We start from the raw sequence: 17241 nt of genomic DNA on the forward strand, positions 1-17241 counted from the left end.
TTTAATCCTGTTTAAATAGTACATGTTTTAGCTTTGTAAAATCTTCAAGTACTTTTCCTGTTCCAAGCGCTACACAAGAGAGGGCATCATCTGCAACTATTACTGGCAATTTAGTGGCTTCACTAAGAACAAAATCAAGATTTTGTAATAATGAGCCGCCGCCCGTTAAAACAATGCCCTTATCAACTATATCTGAAGATAATTCAGGAGGTGTTGCTTCTAGTGCTACTTTTACTGCTTCAACAATTTGACTTACCGGTTCAATTAGACTATCAGCAATTTGTCTTTCGTTCAATATCATTTCTTTAGGAATACCGTAAATTAAATCACGTCCTTTAATTTCCATCTTTCTCGGCTCAGCATTTTCATCCACATAAGCCGTACCTATTTCTTGCTTTATCTTTTCGGCAGTAGCCTCACCTATCAATAGGTTATAGTGCCTTCTTATATATGAGATAATAGCTGCATCCATCTTATCACCACCGACTCTTACCGACCTTGCATATACTATGCCCCCTAGTGATAAAACTGCAACTTCGGTAGTACCTCCTCCAATATCAACAATCATCGAACCGGTCGCTTCCGTTACGGGTAGCCCTGCTCCGATTGCTGCCGCCATAGGTTCTTCAATTAAATAGACATCCCTCCCCCCTGCACTTTCTGCTGCTTCTTGGATAGCACGACGCTCAACCGGCGTAGAACCGGAAGGCACACAAATAACAATTGTCGGCCCAAAAAAAGAACGACGATTATGCACCATTCTAATAAAATACTTTATCATTTCCTCTGCACCCTTAAAATCAGCAATAACACCATCTTTTAAAGGTCTTTTTGCTTCAATATCCGTAGGAGTACGCCCAAGCATCATTTTTGCTTCATGACCATAAGCATAAGGCACAAAAGCACCGTCTTTTTTTATTAACGCAATAACAGAAGGTTCCCTTAGAACAATTCCACAATTTTTTTGATAGACAATAGTATTTGCCGTACCAAGATCTATGGCCATACCGGAAGAAAACCCTTCCAAAAATTTCATTATCATTTTATTTTTTCTCTCTAAATTCTAAAAACACTTCTATAATAAACAGTCCTATATTAAATTTCTTTATAATGTAACATAATAAAGTTACTAATAAAAAATATTAGCATACTAGGTAATAAAATAGCAGCAATTAAAGACAAATTATTATAAGTAAGTATTTTTAATAAAATTTCTGATAACGAATATGCTATAAAACCTAAAAATAAACCTAATAGCAGTATTTTTTCTTGGGAATTATCACGCTGTTTAAGACTAATAAAACAACTTGCTAAAATTACAGTTGCCATCATCATTATAGGTTTAAATAATTGCTTGTAATAATAAATTTGATAATTAATAGCTGGTAACCCTGAATTTAATAATTCATCAATTAATTTAGGTAAAGCCCAAATAGAAACCATTTCAGGACGAATAAATTTATTTACTAAACTATTAATTGATAAATTTGTCGGCATAGTTAAATTATTGTAAGCCTTAGTTTCCTCTTTTGTGAAAACTTTAACTCTATTTAAATGTAACATTTTATTTTCAATAATACCGTATAATGCATCAATTCTCTTTAAAAAAGAATTATTATGATCAACAAATAAAATTGTAATATTATTTAATTTTTTCTCGGCAACATTAATAAATTGTGTTTGGATAATTTGAGTTTCATTATTTAAAGATTCAAAAAATAATAAGCCTGATTTATATATTATACCCTCACTCAAAGCTTTTTTAGTTAGTTTTGCTTCTAATAACTCATATTTTTGTAAGCCTATAGTACCGATAGGATTCAATATAGTCGTAAAAACTATACCTAACATTAAAGTTACAATACATGGAATAACAAGCACTTGCCAAATATGAATACCGCTAGATAACATAGCCGTTAATTCATTATTTTTTGTTAGATTTCTAAGAAAAAATAACATAGCGGTAAAACTAATTAACGAAGATACTTGACCTAGTAAATAAGGAATCTTATATAAGATAAGTCTCCAAAAAAAACTAAAAGGAACATAAATATTTTTGAATTTTTGTAAAAGATCAAAAATATTTGAGATAATTAATAGCCCGATTAAAAGAAATAATATAATAAAGAAACACTTAGAATATAATTTAGTAAGATACCAAGAAAGTGTTTTTAGATTAATCATTATAAATTCAGTGCTAAATGCGAATTTAAATAAGCATTTGTGTGGTGGGGCTGGTAGGACTTGAACCTACGACCATACCGTTATGAGCGGTGCGCTCTAACCAACTGAGCTACAGCCCCTTTTCATTTGAAATTTATATAATTATTATGCAGTTAAGTCTAGTAAAATTTTTACCTTTTTAAGGTATCGCCTAAAAACAGGGCAATATGGCTCAGTTTTTTCGTCATTGCGAGGAAATTACAAAGTAATTGACGAAGCAATCTCAGGAGTGTGTTGTTATTTCATGAGATTGCCACGCAGCCTATGGCTTGCAATGACGATTTGGTATCCACACATCAACGCTTTCGAATAACATCAAGTTATAAATAAAAAAGGCTGAGTATAAACTCGACCTTTTAGGATACTATAATTAGTAAATAATTTTAGTGGTGTACAACTGTTACAGCTCTACGATTATAAGCAAAAGCTTCTTCAGTATTACCCATAATAGCAGGTCTATCTTTACCATAAGAGATTGTATTTAACCTGTTATGATCGATTCCTTTATGAACTAAGAATTTTTTTGCTGCTGCTGCTCTTCTTTCACCTAAACCTAAGTTATATTCTCTGGTGCCTCTTTCATCGCAATGTCCTTCAACAGTAACTTTTACTTCAGGATGCTTTGATAACCAGCAAGCTTGTTTCTCTAGTTCTTCTTTAGCCTTTGGTGATAAAGCAGAGCTATCAAAAGCAAACCATACTGCATTTCCTGCATGCTTCTCGAAATCTTTCATTAATGAAGTTTCTTCACCTTGGTTCATATTTCCGTCAAATTGTGGTACTCTTTTTGTTGTATTACTACACCCTGCAAGCACAAATAATGCAAGAAAAGCTAATGTGATTTTTGTTTTCATAATTAAACTCCTTGAGATTATAATTTATTAATATTAAATTCATTTTAGCTAGTCATAAAACTAAACTAACCAAAAGCTATGTGAGTTAGTATATATCATTATTTTATAAGTTTAAAGGCTAAAATATTATAAAATGCAATTACTTATGTATAAATGTGGTAAAAATATCATTTTTATAATATAAGTGTATACTTTGGATAAATAGATAGATGTCCTATGTATGATGAAGTTTAATAGGGAAAAGAGGAATCAATTTTGAAGCTTATAACCGCAGCATATATATAATATGTTTATAAGCAAATAAGTAGCGTTGCCAACTTTTCAAATAGACATCTTCAGAAACTCGCTTATAAAGAGGCATTTGAAGGAGACACGGCATGCAGAGCCGCAGCGTACATAGAGGTATGTGAGGATTCAAGTACAGGATCAATGTACAAATTACCTCTAACAGTAGAGTTTCTGAAGATGTCTAATAAAACGAGTATATTCACCATCTAATGAATGCACTGCCCCAAGTAAGACCTGCACCGATAGCTGAAAATAGTAGAATATCACCTTTTTTTATTTTGCCTGATGCTTTGAGAGTACTCAAAGCAAGCGGAATAGAAGCAGCAGAGCAGTTAGCATGTTTTTCTACAGTTTTTACTACTTTATGCTCTTCTATATTTAATAGTTCAGCAAGTTTATTTATAATACGGATATTTGCTTGATGAGGTATAAAATAATCAATATCGCTTACACTAAATTGATTAGCATGCAGTAAATCTTTTATAGATTGTTGCATTTTTTCTATTGCATGACGAAATAATTTTTGCCCCTGCATAACTATTTTGCCACTAATACCGTTCATACTTACGCCACCATTTGTGTATAAAATGTCATAATCAGCTCCGCTTGAGAAGATATTACTATCTATTAAACCGGAATTATCACTACTACACTGTAATATTACGCTACCGGCCCCATCACCGAATAAAACACAAGTAGTCCTATCATTCCAATCTAATAACGACGTCATTTTCTCGGCTCCTATAAGCAAAATAGTTTTATATTTACCTGATGAGATAAGAGAATTTGCTACTTGTAAACCATAAACAAAGCCAGCACATACTGCTTGTAAATCAAAAGACGGTACATTAGTTAAACCAAGATAACCTTGAAGCTTAGAGGCAACCGAAGGGAAGCTATTATCGGGAGTAGTAGTACATGTAATAATTAAATCAATATCATTTACCGATATCCCTGCATCTGCTATAGCTTTTTCAGCTGATTTTAAAGCAAGATGGAAAGTATATTCTGTATCACCTGCTACATGACGCTGCGTAATACCTGTTCTTGTTCTAATCCATTCATCGTTAGTATCTACGAATTTTGCAAGCTCGTCATTACTAACTATTTTTGAAGGGAGATACCCTCCACAACCAATAATTTTACAGGTCATAAATCTTTTAGGCTACTTCTTCTTCAGTTTTAATTTTCTTTGTTACTACTGAACGATTATTATAAGTACCATCGACTAAAGAAACGTGATGCGGAAGCTTATATTCACCGGTTTGCGAATCAACTATTACGTTAACTTTACCAAGTGCTAAGTGCGAACGTCTCATATTACGTCTTGATTTTGATGTTTTTTTCTTTGGAACTGCCATTATTAGCCTCTCTAAATATAAATAAAAAGTATTTGTCAAATTAGTAGAGCAGTATATTATAATCTTATAATAAAATCTAGATAAAATTAAACTTATGAAAATTTTTATAACATACATTTTTAGTATATTAGCCTTTTGTTCCTTAAGCGGCTGCAAAACTATCGAAAATAGAGGACAATCCATAGATGATTCGGCACTTGTAAAATTAGAGTCTAAAAAACTAAATAAAACAGAAGTTGTAGAGTTAATAGGCACGCCTACTATGATACCGGAATATTCCCAAAATACCTGGTATTATGTTGAAAGAGTTACGTCTCAAAGAGCTTGGCTCAATCCAAAAATTGAAAAGCAGAAGATAGTAAAAATTACGTTTGATACTAATAATTTTATGCAGGAAGTAGTAGTAATAGATGATTCTCATAGACAAGATATAGAAATAGCCCATGAATATACTAGGACATATGGAACGGAACTTAACGGACTACAAAAATTTGTTAAAAATTTAGGTAGATTCAATAACACCACTGATGGAAATAAAAACAAAAGCAAAAATAAGAAAAAGAGATAAGTACCTTAACCATCATTGCAAGATGACTTATCTGTGTAGATACCTAATCGTCATTGTAAGCCATGGGCTGCACGGCAATCTCATGAAATAACAATAAACTCCTGAGATTGCTTCGTCAATTACTTACGTAATTTCCTCGCAATGACGATTTGATACTCGCGTAGGCGTAACACCAATACCCATAAAACAAAAAACTATCTAATATGATTTCGATATTTAGTAAATTAAAACAAAGTTTATCTAAAACTTCTAATAAAATATCGGGAGGTATCGACAAAATATTTTACAAGAAAAAATTAGATGCAGAAACTCTAGAAGAGCTAAAAGAGCTACTTATCTCAAGTGATATGAGTATTTCGGTAATAACTAATATTATTGAAGAGTTTAAAAAGGTAAAATTTGACAAAGCAATAGATAGTGATACAGTAAAAGAAGCCCTTGCTAAATTAATAGAGCAGCAACTATCAAAATCAGAAATTCCTTTTACTTTAAGCGAAAATAAATTAAACGTAATTTTAGTTTGCGGTGTTAACGGAGCAGGTAAAACCACAACTATAGGTAAGCTTGCTGCAATGTACTCGGCACAAGGGAAAAAAGTAGCAGTTGCAGCCTGCGATACTTTTAGAGCAGCTGCCGTAAATCAGCTAAGTACTTGGGCAGATAGAGCAAAGGCACTACTTATTACCGGTGAAGAATCGGCTGACCCTGCGAGTGTTGCTTATCGCGGGATGGAAGAATCGATAAAACAAAATATCGATATACTTTTTATCGATACGGCAGGTAGGCTTCATAATAAGAAAAATTTGATGGATGAACTGTCTAAGATTGTAAAAGTTATAAAAAAACTAGACGAGAATGCCCCTACTCATAGCGTTTTAGTCATTGATGCTATTACCGGACAAAATACTTATAACCAAGTAGAACATTTTAATGATGCTACTAATTTGACGGGACTTATCGTGACTAAACTAGACTGCAGTGCTAAAGCGGGTGTAATTGTCGGTGTAGTACCAAAATTTAATTTACCCTTATACTTTATCGGCATAGGCGAGAAGATAGAGGACTTAAAAATATTCAACCGACATGATTTTGCTAGAAATCTAGTGGGATTGTGAGGTTTTGCTACGTCATTGCCCACACGAATATTGAGTCGTCATTGCGAGCAGCCGTAGGCTGCACGGCAATCTCATAAAATAATAAACTCCTGAGATTGCTTCGTTAATTGCTATGCCATTTCCTCGTCATGACGATTTAATTAAAAATTAAAATCATAAAATGACTCAAAAAAATACCTTATTGCTCATAGACGGATACGGATTTGTTTTTAGAGCCTATTATGCACAACAGCCTTTAACTTCACCAAAAGGTGAGCCTGTCGGTGCTCTTTACGGTTTTACTTCAATGCTACTAAAATTACTGAGCGACTTTAAGCCTAAACATGTCGCTGTAGTATTTGACAGCGGCGGGAAAAATTTTCGCCATCAGATTTATCCCGACTATAAAGCTAACCGCCCTCCAGCCCCTGACGATTTAATTGTACAATTACCTTTAGTTCGTGATGTTGCAAGTAACTTAAATTTTCCTATTCTAGAGAAGAACGGTTATGAAGCCGATGACATTATCGCAACCTTTGCTACTAAAACTGCTGCACTTGGCGAACATGTAGTCATTATCTCTTCCGATAAAGATTTATTACAGTTAATGACTGAAAACATCAAGATATATGATCCATTAAAAGGGAAATATATTACGGAGGATGATATTGTTAAAAAATTTGGCACTACTTCTGATAAATTACGTGAAGTAATGGCTTTAATCGGCGATAGATCGGATAATATTCCAGGTGTGCCATCTATTGGACCAAAAACTGCGAGTAGTCTTATAACGCAATTTGGTTCTGTAGAAAATATATTTAACTCTTTAGACCAAGTCTCAAGCGTAAAACAACGTGAAACTTTACAAAATTCAAGAGAAGCGGCGTTAATTTCATGGCAGTTAATAGGGCTTGATTCTAATGTTGATTTAGATTTTCAGCTAAATAATTTAGAATGGTCACCTCCAAATAGCGATAAATTAATAGAATTTTTACAGGAATACGGTTTTAGATCTTTATATAAAAGAGTAGGAAATTTATTGGATATTAAAATTAATGACCACAAAGAGATAGCAAATAATAAAGTAATGGAAATAAAAGAAATTAATAATGCTAATGAGTTAGCAGACTTTGCTAAAGAAGCCGAAAAAATAGGAATATTCGGGATATATTTATTACAGCATAAAGGAGCTAATCTTGCTTTTATTTTATCACTGCAAAACCAAAGCTATATTATTAAAATTTCTAACACTTCTCATGATCTATTTTCTTATAATACTAAAACTAATAACAACTGGTTTTCGGATATAATCTTCAATTTACTAACCGATAAATCCATAAAAAAAATTACTTACTCTCTTAAACCTCTACTTAAATTTTATGCAAACCAATCTCATGACGTTACTGCTATAGAAGATTTAGAATTAATGCAGTATGCGTTATCTGCCGGTTTATCACAGAAAAATTTATTTAAAGAAGTTTTGAAAGAAACTTTGATAGAAAATATAATTATCGAATCAGCAAAAATAGTAATAAACTTTATCGCACTTTATAAGCAAACTATATGGGAGCTTAAAGACAACAAAACCTTTAGACTTTATAGCAACATTGATTTACCTATTTGTTTTATTTTAGATAAAATGGAGAAAGTGGGTATTACAGTAGATGCTAATTACCTAAAACAATTATCCGCTGAATTTGGAATAGAAATTCTAAAACTTGAAGAAGAAATTTTTGCTCTTAGCGGAACTAAATTTAATATTGGTTCGCCAAAACAATTAGGCGAAATCTTGTTCGAAAAAATGCAATTACCTTTCGGTAAAGCTTCAGCTAAAGCAAGTTCTTACTCAACGGGAGCGGAAATACTAGAAAAACTTAGTGAGCATGGATATAATATTGCAGATTTATTATTAAGATGGCGGCAACTGACAAAATTAAAGAATACCTACACCGATAGTTTGCCGAAACAGATAGATAATATAACACATAGAGTACATACGACATTTTTACAAACTTCTACCACTACAGGAAGACTTAGCTCACAAGAACCTAATCTACAAAATGTACCTATTCACTCTAGTGAGGGGAATCAAATCAGACAAGCTTTTATTGCTGAAGAAGGTTATAAATTAATATCTGCCGATTATTCTCAAATTGAGCTTAGAATATTAAGCCATATCGCAAATATAGATGCACTAAAACAAGCATTTATCAATAAAGACGATATCCATACTCAAACTGCTTGTCAGATCTTTAACTTACAAAAACATGAACTAACTAGCGAACATAGGCGTAAAGCAAAAGCTATAAATTTTGGTATCATTTACGGTATAAGTGCTTTTGGGCTTGCTAAGCAATTAAACGTTACTAATAGCGAAGCATCCGAATATATCAAGAAATATTTTGCTGAATATAAAGGAGTACAAGAATATATGGAGCAAACAAAAGCTTTTGCAAGTAGCAACGGCTATGTCACAAATTGCTTTGGCAGAAAATGTTTTGTACCTCTAATTCATGATAAAAAGCTTAAACAATTTGCAGAACGTGCGGCTATTAATGCTCCGATTCAAGGAACTAATGCCGATATAATTAAAATTGCTATGATCAATCTAGATCAAGAAATAGAAAAACTTAAACTTAAAACAAGATTAGTACTGCAAATTCATGATGAATTACTATTTGAAGCACCGATTGATGAAGTAGAAATTATAACACCTATTATTAAAAAAATCATGGAAAATTCTACTAATATGGATGTACCGATTATAACCGAAATTAGAGCAGGTAACAACTGGATGGAAATGCATTGAAGGTGTATTATTCCTAGCTAAAGGCGGCGTTATTGCATGACCTGATGTCATTCCCACTTTTGCTATAATGACATAAAAATCATATATTAATATAACATTTGAAGAATTTTAAAAGGAGCGTAATGCATGAAAAATTTTATATTCACGTCTAAGTCAGTTTCTGAAGGGCATCTAGACAAAATTGCCGATCAAATTTCAGGTACGGTACTTAATGAGATTCTAAAACAAGACCCTAACAGTCGTGTTGCCTGTGAAACATTTGTAACAACCGGTCTAGTTCTAGTGAACGGCGAAATTACTACTAGTACCTATCTATGTGGATATTGAGCAAATAGTACGTAGCAAGATACAAGAAATCGGCTATAATAATCCAAATTATGGATTTGGCGGTAGCTGTCGTACCGTAATTTCAGCTATCATTAAACAATCACCCGATATAGCTATGAGTGTTGACAATGCAAATGACAATGAAATAGGTGCAGAAGACTAAGGTATGGTTTTCGATTATGCCTGTAATGAAACAGATAGTTTTATGCCCGTACCGATTTACTACGCTCATTTATTAATGAAAAGGCAAGCATATTTACGTAAACAAAATGTCTTGGCTTAGACCCGATGCAAAATCTCAAGTCACGTTACGATATGAAAATAACAAACCAATTGCCATTGATGCAGTAGTTTGATCAACTCAGCATCATCCGGCAATACAACAAAAAGACTTTATTGACAGTAATGGAAGAAATTATTAAACAGGTATTACCAAACAATTTATTTCATAAAGACACTAAATACCTAATTAATCCGACAGGTCGGTTTGTTATAGACGGTCCCATTGCAGATTGCGGCTTAACCAGTAGGGACATTATCGTGAACAGCTATGGAGAAATGGCAAGACACGGCGCGGCAGTTGCTTTTCTGGGCAAGATCCAACAAAAATAGATAGATCGGCTGCTTACATGGCACGCTATATTGCTAAGAATATAGTAGGAGCAAGACTTGCCGATCGCTGTGAAATACAAATATCCTACGCAATAGGCGTAGCTGTTTCCGTATCTGTTTATGCTAAAACTTGCGGTACTAGCAAATTAAGCAACAAACAAATTACTAAGCTCATAACACAGCATTTTGATATGCGTCTAAGAAGAATTATTAAACATCTTAAGCTTCGCACTCCATATTATCAAAAACGGCTTCTTACGATCATTTCGGCCGAGAAGACAAAAATTTTACATGGGAACAATTAGATAAAGTAGATATATTGAGGTGAGTAATTATTGACATTTATTTATTCGTAATACATGATTATTTTTATCCCTGTTTAACTAATTAGTTAAAAATATGGCTGAGAATATAAATAATGATAATCAACTTACAAATACTGCTCCAAAAGAGAATAACCAAAATAAACTGAAAGAGCATTATGAAAATATCACTCAAGCCTTAAATAACATACGGAAATATGAGTATGAAGTAAAAGCAACTCAGTACTGCGAAATGCTTGACGAGGCCCATACCTATGATAAATCCACAAAAGATTATAATTTAGGCTCAGCTCATTTTATAACGGCTAGCGTATAAAGCTTTAAATCCTGACGAAAATACAGGTAAAAAATTGGACCATTTTATGGATGGTTTAGATGAGCTTTATAAGCAATCCCTTTTAGTACGTAATTTAACTAGCTCAACTGAATTACCACTAGCAGAATAGTTAAAAAATTTTTTAGAAAAAACTACAGATGAAATATATGATAAACTACAAAAAACCGGAGAAGTATATTTATCATATTCTAATGCTCCTACTAATATACGATTACATGCAAATGTTATAAAATCTTCTAAAGAAAACGGAAAAAATTATCGTATATATATAATGCCGGTGCTGGGGTAAGAGCAGATAATTCAAAGCTAAATCAAACACCAAAAGATCAATTATCTAAAATAAATGAAACAATAGAAGCAAGAAGTAAAGCAAAATTTAGTTCAATTAAATATGCACTCAAAAATCAAACAGATAAAGAAATAAAAGATATTATATTTTCTATATTATCTATAAATAAAATAGAAGCAATAAAAGCTTATAATAACGAAGATTCAAATCAGAGCAATTTATTAATCCAATAGCTGATTCAAGAAGAACAGTTACCGGACAAACTTTAGGGAATTATAATAGCAGGTCAATAGGAGAAGCTTTAAGCGACAATGTACCGGATTCAGAATTTCGTGAAATATATGATTTTATTATACAAAATTAAGTATCACAAATAATATCAAACTTAAGTGAACAAAAAAATTTAGCAAATATCTTAAATATACCTTTAATAAAAGAACAAAGTATCTCAAATACAACTTATCAAAATCAATTTCAAAAAGATATTGCCAATTCAGCTACTAATTATTTTGATACTTTTTTTTATAATGAAGGGCATACACCAAGCACAAAAGAAAAGTTATTTAATAAAGTTGCTGAAGAATCTAATTTAAAGTATATCAAGATTGATCTAGCAGATTTTTTATCTACTGTGTTTCCCCTGATTTACCTATTACCAAGGATCTTTTAAAGCCTGTTATAAACCATATCCAAACTTGTTTTGAAGATCATGAAATCGCTCCCTCAAAAAAAGTTTTAGAAAATTATAGATTATATAAATCTAACAAAGAACAAATCATTAAAGAGCTATCAGCAAAATGCTTAAATGATAAAGATGTAAATATACTTATCAAAGCACAAATACAAGCGAAAATAGCAAACCGCCTGGCTATAGATATTTTCCAACACAGTAAAAAAACATCAAAGAATATTACTCAATTATAGATTCATTTTACCATCAATTCAGGTATTGCCTATAAAAAGTTGACTCAAGGTTTCGATGTCATTCCTGCAAGGCATTGGCTTTGTTGCATGACTTGGTTTTTTCGTCATTGCAAGGGAAATTACGAAGTAATTGTACGTCCGCAATCTCAGGAGTTTGTTATTATTTCATGAGATTGCCACGCAGCCTATGGCTGCTCACAATGACGACCTGGTATCCACACAACAATGCCTTGCAGGAATGACAGCGGAAAACCGAACCAAGCAAACAACTACGCTATTTACTATATCCTTTTAAAATCTCAAAATCTTGCCCTTGGAGCAAAAATTTTTCAGGTAATGTAATTTTTGCTACAAAATTCTTTACATCTGCGCTTTGTAAATAGATTGTAGCTTTAGCATTACTCTGATTTTCATTATTTATACGAGCTGCAAGCAAGGTGACTATCTGCCGTAATTCTTCATGATTTTGTGGATAAAACTGTAGTTCAAATCGTTTATTATTAATTGCATCCTCAATTGATGAAAAGCTTTTTGCCGTTAGTTTTATTCCTCCCTTATCTTTAACTATGTCACAATTAACAACTACCAAACTTTTAACATCAAGTAAATGTACATAATCTTTTAAAACTTCCTCACTAAAAATACTAAGTTCAAAGATATTCTCAGGATCGGAAAGCACGAGCGTCACAAACCTACCTCTTGCCGACATACGAGAATCCTTTTTTTGTATTACACCGGCAAGATTTACTCGGTTAGTACCATCAGGTAAGTTATTATGCAAATCCGCAGTATTTAAAATATTTAAACGACTAAATATTTCTTGATATTCCGTAAGAGGATGATTAGAGATAAATAAACCCATAGCCTCAAATTCATAAAAGGCTAAAGTATTTTTATCGGCATAATCGCTTAATACTAAAATAGTTGGACTTAAACTAGAAACTTTAATTAAGCTCAATTGATTAGATTCCTGCTCTTCGTGATATAAAGTTGAATAAGAAAGCAATTTTGGAATGCTTGACAATAATTGCAATCGATTATCATGCAGCTCATCAAAACAGCCTGACTTGATTAAATTTTCCAATAATTTACTGTTAATAGATTTGGGGGGTAATCTTTCAATAAAATCAGTAATTGATTTAAACACCCCTCTTGCTTTTCGCTCATCCGTTACTAACTTACCGAAATTCGGCGTGACTCCCTTAATAGCACCTAAAGCGAAGATTATTGCACCCGCGATGTTATAACGTGGCTTGACCACAGTATCTTTTGAAATTTCCTGGATACCGCGATCAAGTCGCGGGATGACAGACTTTACGCTATACGGGATGACAGTGTCCGAAAACTTTACACTAAAATACCCTTCAGAAATATTAATATTAGGTGCAGTAATTTTTATGCCGTTATCTTTTGCTTCTTGTAAAAATAAATTAATTTTATCGTGATTATTTAATTCAAGATTTAAGCATGCTACTAAAAATTCAGCAGGATAATTAGCTTTAAGATATGCAGTTTGGTATGAAATAACACCGTAAGACGCAGCATGTGCCTTATTAAAACCGTATCCAGCAAATTTAGCCACGGTTGCAAAAATGGATTTAGCTTGAGATTCCGAAATATTATTAGCAACTGCTCCTTTAACAAAAATTTCTTCCTGCTCCTCCATTTCTTTTTTTATCTTCTTACCCATGGCTCTACGAAGTAAATCGGCAGCTCCTAGCGTATAACCTGCAAGAACCTGAGCAATTCTTTGTACCTGCTCCTGATATATCACCACGCCGTAAGTTTCTTCTAAGATTGGCTTCAATAACTCATGTAAATAATCAGGCTGTTGTAATTTATGCTTACAAGCTATATAGGTAGGAATATTTTCCATAGGACCAGGACGGTATAACGCACCAAGCGCTATCAAATCATGTATAGAATCAGGTTTAAGGCGTCTAAGTGCATCTTTCATCCCGATACTTTCAAATTGGAAAACACCGACTCCTTTACCTTTACACAACATTTGATAAGTCTTATTATCATCAAACGTCATATTGTTAAAATCTACTTCTATCCCTTGCTCTTTAAGCAGTTTCTTACAATCGGTAATAACCGTTAGGGTTTGTAGCCCTAAAAAATCAAATTTAATTAAACCGGCAATCTCAGCATATTTCATAGAATAACCGACTACCAGCATATCAGAGTTAGCATCTTTATATACCGGTACTATATCGACTAAATCAGTACCTGCTATTACGATTCCTGCAGCATGAGTTGAGGAATGCCTATGCAGCCCCTCAAGAATTAACGAAGTATCAAGCACTAGCTTAATTAACTCCGCTTCACCATCTAAATTATACAGCCCATTACCTTTAGCGGCATTTGCAAGCTCCGGGACTTCACGCATTGCCTGTTCTAAGCTAACTGGATTAATTGCACTAAAAGGGACAAGCTCCGTTAGATAATCAGCGAATTTATAAGGTAAGCTAAGCACACGAGCAACATCCTTAATTACAGCCTTTGCCTGCATCTTACCAAAAGTTATAATCTGTCCTACTCTATTATTACCGTATTTGGAACGTACGTAATTAATTACTTCCTCACGCCTTTCCTGACAAAAATCAATATCAAAATCAGGCATTGAAATACGTTCAGGATTTAAAAATCTTTCAAATAATAAGCCAAATTTAATCGGATCGAGATCAGTAATAAGCAAGCTCCAAGCAACAACCGAACCTGCTCCCGATCCTCTACCCGGTCCGACTAAAATACCCTCTTTTTTACTCCATTTAATAAAATCAGATACAATCAAAAAATAACCGGCAAAATTCATATTACAGATAATATCCAGCTCATAATTAAGACGAGCAAAATATTCGGTTTTTACTTCTTCTTGATTCTCTAACGAAATATTTTCAGATTTAAACTTTGTAGCAAGCCTTGCAAGCAAACCTTCTTTTGCATCTTTTCTAATTAAATCCGTTTCACTAATATCCTTGGTGGCAAAATTAGGCAGCATCGGCGGGTTTGCATGTGCGGCAAAATAACAACGCTCCCTTAAATTCACGGTATTTTGGATGGCACTAGGTAAATCGGAAAAAAGCTCTATCATCTCATGCGATGACCTAAAATAACAATTTTCGCTAACTGTTTTTCGATCCAGATATTCTTTAGTAACACCAGCTGATATACATAACAATACATCATGTGCATCATGCATGCTTTTCTCACTAAACAAAACTTTATTAGTAGCAACAAGCGGAATAGCAAGCTCAGCAGCAATTCTAATATAACTATCCTCAATAAACTGTTCTTCCGGTAGCTCATGTCTCATAATCTCAAAGTAAAAACGATCTCCTAAAATTTCCTGTAATTTACGTGCAAACAACATCGCTTGCTCCTCATTGCGAGCTAGCAAGTATTTCCCGACAATACCGTCGGTATAACAACATAATCCTATTAATCCTTCTTGATATTCGATTAAATCTTCAAAATCAATGTGATCGCATATCTTACGATCATTTTTAGTAAAAGTAAGGCTTGATAGTTTGAGTAAATTTTTATAGCCCGTTTCATCTTTAGCTATAAGCAAGATTTGAGCAAAAACATCTATATCGTATTTTATATTTAGAATAATTCCATGTATCGGCTGCAGTCCTTTTTTTACTGCATATAATGCAAACTCTAATGAGCCGAATAAATTTCCCTTATCTGCCAAACAAATAGCAGGCATTTTATTTGATGAAGCAAGTTCTACTACCTTCTCAACCGTTAATGCACTTTCTAGAAAAGAATAAGAGCTTTGAGTTCTTAAATGAATAAATTCAGGTTGCATTTTAAATTAATGTTAAAGTTTATTGTATTACTGTATGACTCTTTTTATGTTATTCCCGCATACGCGGGAATAACATCGGAAGCCTTAACGACAAGACTAAATTTTACTTCCAACTGCATAATATCTAAAACCGATTTTTTTCATTGCTTCATTATCTAGTATATTTCTAAGATCAATGATTATCGGTGATTTTACTAAATTATAAATTTCTTGCCAATTAAGTTCTTTAAATTCTGACCATTCAGTTGCAATAACTATAATATCTACTGATTTACAGGCTTCAACTGCTGAATCTAAATATAGCAAATTTTTATGTTCCAAATTCTTTTTAGCATTTTCAAGACCGATAGGATCAAATGCTTTAACATATACATCTTTATTTAATAAGATCTTTACAATTGCGATGGCAGGGCTTGCTCTCACATCATCTGTTCCTGCTTTATATGTTAAGCCTAAAATTGCTATATTTTTACCTTTTAAATCTCCGTCTAACAAAGTAGCTATTTTATCTACCATATTACTTGGACGCTGCTTATTACTTTTAATTACTGCCTTAAGAATCCTACAATCTATATGATGATTTTCTACAAGATTATTTAATGCTAGAATATCTTTTGGAAAGCACGAACCGCCAAAACCAGGTCCTGCATTTAAAAAATTTTGACCGATTCTTTGGTCAAGTCCTACACCTTTAGATAAATCTTTAATATTACCGCCGATTTTTTCACATAAATCAGCCATCTCATTAATAAAAGCAATTTTGGTAGCTAAGAAACTGTTTGAAGCATATTTAATAAGTTCACTCGTCACTAAATCGGTAACTACAAACTTTGCACCTTGTAAAGGTGCATAAATTTTTCGCAATATTTCCTCTGATTCTTTATTATTTACACCGATAACTATACGATCAGGATATAAAAAATCTTCCACCGCACTTCCCTCTCTTAAAAACTCAGGATTAGAAGCAACATTAAATGAAAAGCCTCTTGATTTTAAATAAGCTATAATATTACTGCAACTACCTGGCGGAACGGTAGATTTTATGACTATTAAACAATCTTTATTTATATGCTCGAAAACTTTATCAATAGCATCATAAACATATTTTAAATCCGCTTCTCCCAACCATTTTGAAGGTGTACCGACCGTAATAAATATTGCATCAGCATTTTGAAGTTCATTATTATAAATATTTGTAAATTTTAACCTATCAGATTCTAAAGCTTGCTTAAGATACTCATCAAGTTTAGCTTCATAAATCGGTAATATTTGCTTATTTAATTTGGATATTTTAACCTCATCATTATCAAGACAAGTAACATTATGACCTAAATAGCCCATAATAATACCTGAGACTAATCCCACATATCCGCTACCGATAAATGTAATATTCATAATTTTTTGTGATTTTT

General features: G+C 32.9%; 11 protein-coding genes, 1 tRNA gene and 3 pseudogenes. 7 read left to right on the forward strand and 8 right to left on the reverse strand.

Features of this window, described 5'->3' with window-relative positions:
- Position 1: 1 nt before the first annotated feature.
- The 4 genes from QUD19_RS01315 to pal form a co-directional block, all read right to left on the reverse strand.
- Complete coding sequence (locus QUD19_RS01315) at positions 2 to 1042, reverse strand: rod shape-determining protein (RefSeq protein ID WP_392505633.1); 1041 nt, start codon at positions 1040 to 1042, stop codon at positions 2 to 4.
- Between the two features lie 53 nt (positions 1043 to 1095).
- Positions 1096 to 2184, reverse strand: coding sequence for an LptF/LptG family permease (locus QUD19_RS01320; RefSeq protein ID WP_498808295.1), 1089 nt, complete (start codon positions 2182 to 2184; stop codon positions 1096 to 1098).
- A gap of 42 nt (positions 2185 to 2226) precedes the next feature.
- Positions 2227 to 2303, reverse strand: a tRNA-Ile gene (locus QUD19_RS01325).
- Between the two features lie 303 nt (positions 2304 to 2606).
- On the reverse strand, positions 2607 to 3077 hold the full coding sequence (gene pal / locus QUD19_RS01330) for a peptidoglycan-associated lipoprotein Pal (protein ID WP_498808296.1): 471 nt from the start codon (positions 3075 to 3077) through the stop codon (positions 2607 to 2609).
- A gap of 233 nt (positions 3078 to 3310) precedes the next feature.
- On the opposite strand from pal, the pseudogene QUD19_RS01335 reads away from it, so the two are divergent.
- A pseudogene (locus QUD19_RS01335) lies at positions 3311 to 3575 on the forward strand (palindromic element RPE1 domain-containing protein).
- Here the strand turns inward: QUD19_RS01335 and QUD19_RS01340 are convergent.
- Together QUD19_RS01340 and rpmF are read right to left on the reverse strand one after the other, a co-directional pair.
- Positions 3565 to 4518 (reverse strand): beta-ketoacyl-ACP synthase III, encoded by a 954-nt coding sequence (locus tag QUD19_RS01340; RefSeq protein WP_498808297.1) that lies wholly within the window; start codon positions 4516 to 4518, stop codon positions 3565 to 3567. The pseudogene QUD19_RS01335 and the gene QUD19_RS01340 sit on opposite strands and share 11 nt — an antisense overlap.
- Before the next feature lie 7 nt (positions 4519 to 4525).
- The gene (gene rpmF / locus QUD19_RS01345; protein ID WP_498808298.1) at positions 4526 to 4726 is read right to left on the reverse strand and encodes a 50S ribosomal protein L32; all 201 of its coding nucleotides are present in this window, start codon (positions 4724 to 4726) and stop codon (positions 4526 to 4528) included.
- Positions 4727 to 4820: 94 nt separating this feature from the next.
- Here rpmF and QUD19_RS01350 point away from each other — a divergent pair, with 94 nt between their 5' ends.
- The 6 genes and pseudogenes from QUD19_RS01350 to QUD19_RS01375 all read left to right on the forward strand — a co-directional run bounded on the left by QUD19_RS01350 (position 4821) and on the right by QUD19_RS01375 (position 11085).
- The gene (locus QUD19_RS01350; RefSeq protein ID WP_498808299.1) at positions 4821 to 5294 is read left to right on the forward strand and encodes an outer membrane protein assembly factor BamE; all 474 of its coding nucleotides are present in this window, start codon (positions 4821 to 4823) and stop codon (positions 5292 to 5294) included.
- A 203-nt stretch (positions 5295 to 5497) separates the two neighbouring features.
- Complete coding sequence (ftsY, locus tag QUD19_RS01355) at positions 5498 to 6409, forward strand: signal recognition particle-docking protein FtsY (RefSeq protein ID WP_498808300.1); 912 nt, start codon at positions 5498 to 5500, stop codon at positions 6407 to 6409.
- A gap of 160 nt (positions 6410 to 6569) precedes the next feature.
- Complete coding sequence (gene polA, locus QUD19_RS01360) at positions 6570 to 9197, forward strand: DNA polymerase I (RefSeq protein ID WP_498808301.1); 2628 nt, start codon at positions 6570 to 6572, stop codon at positions 9195 to 9197.
- Positions 9198 to 9323: 126 nt separating this feature from the next.
- Positions 9324 to 10464 (forward strand): annotated as a pseudogene (metK, locus tag QUD19_RS01365) (methionine adenosyltransferase).
- 71 nt (positions 10465 to 10535) lie between these two features.
- On the forward strand, positions 10536 to 10775 hold the full coding sequence (locus QUD19_RS01370) for a hypothetical protein (RefSeq protein WP_498808302.1): 240 nt from the start codon (positions 10536 to 10538) through the stop codon (positions 10773 to 10775).
- 46 nt (positions 10776 to 10821) lie between these two features.
- Positions 10822 to 11085, forward strand: a pseudogene (locus QUD19_RS01375) (hypothetical protein).
- Between the two features lie 1198 nt (positions 11086 to 12283).
- Here the strand turns inward: QUD19_RS01375 and dnaE are convergent.
- On the reverse strand, positions 12284 to 15829 hold the full coding sequence (dnaE, locus tag QUD19_RS01380; protein WP_498808303.1) for a DNA polymerase III subunit alpha: 3546 nt from the start codon (positions 15827 to 15829) through the stop codon (positions 12284 to 12286).
- A 96-nt stretch (positions 15830 to 15925) separates the two neighbouring features.
- Positions 15926 to 17224, reverse strand: a complete 1299-nt coding sequence (locus QUD19_RS01385; protein ID WP_498808304.1) for a UDP-glucose dehydrogenase family protein — start codon at positions 17222 to 17224, stop codon at positions 15926 to 15928.
- Positions 17225 to 17241 lie beyond the last annotated feature (17 nt).

The organism is Candidatus Rickettsia kotlanii, assembly GCA_030295365.1.
GTDB classification, from domain to species: Bacteria; Pseudomonadota; Alphaproteobacteria; order Rickettsiales; family Rickettsiaceae; genus Rickettsia; species Rickettsia kotlanii.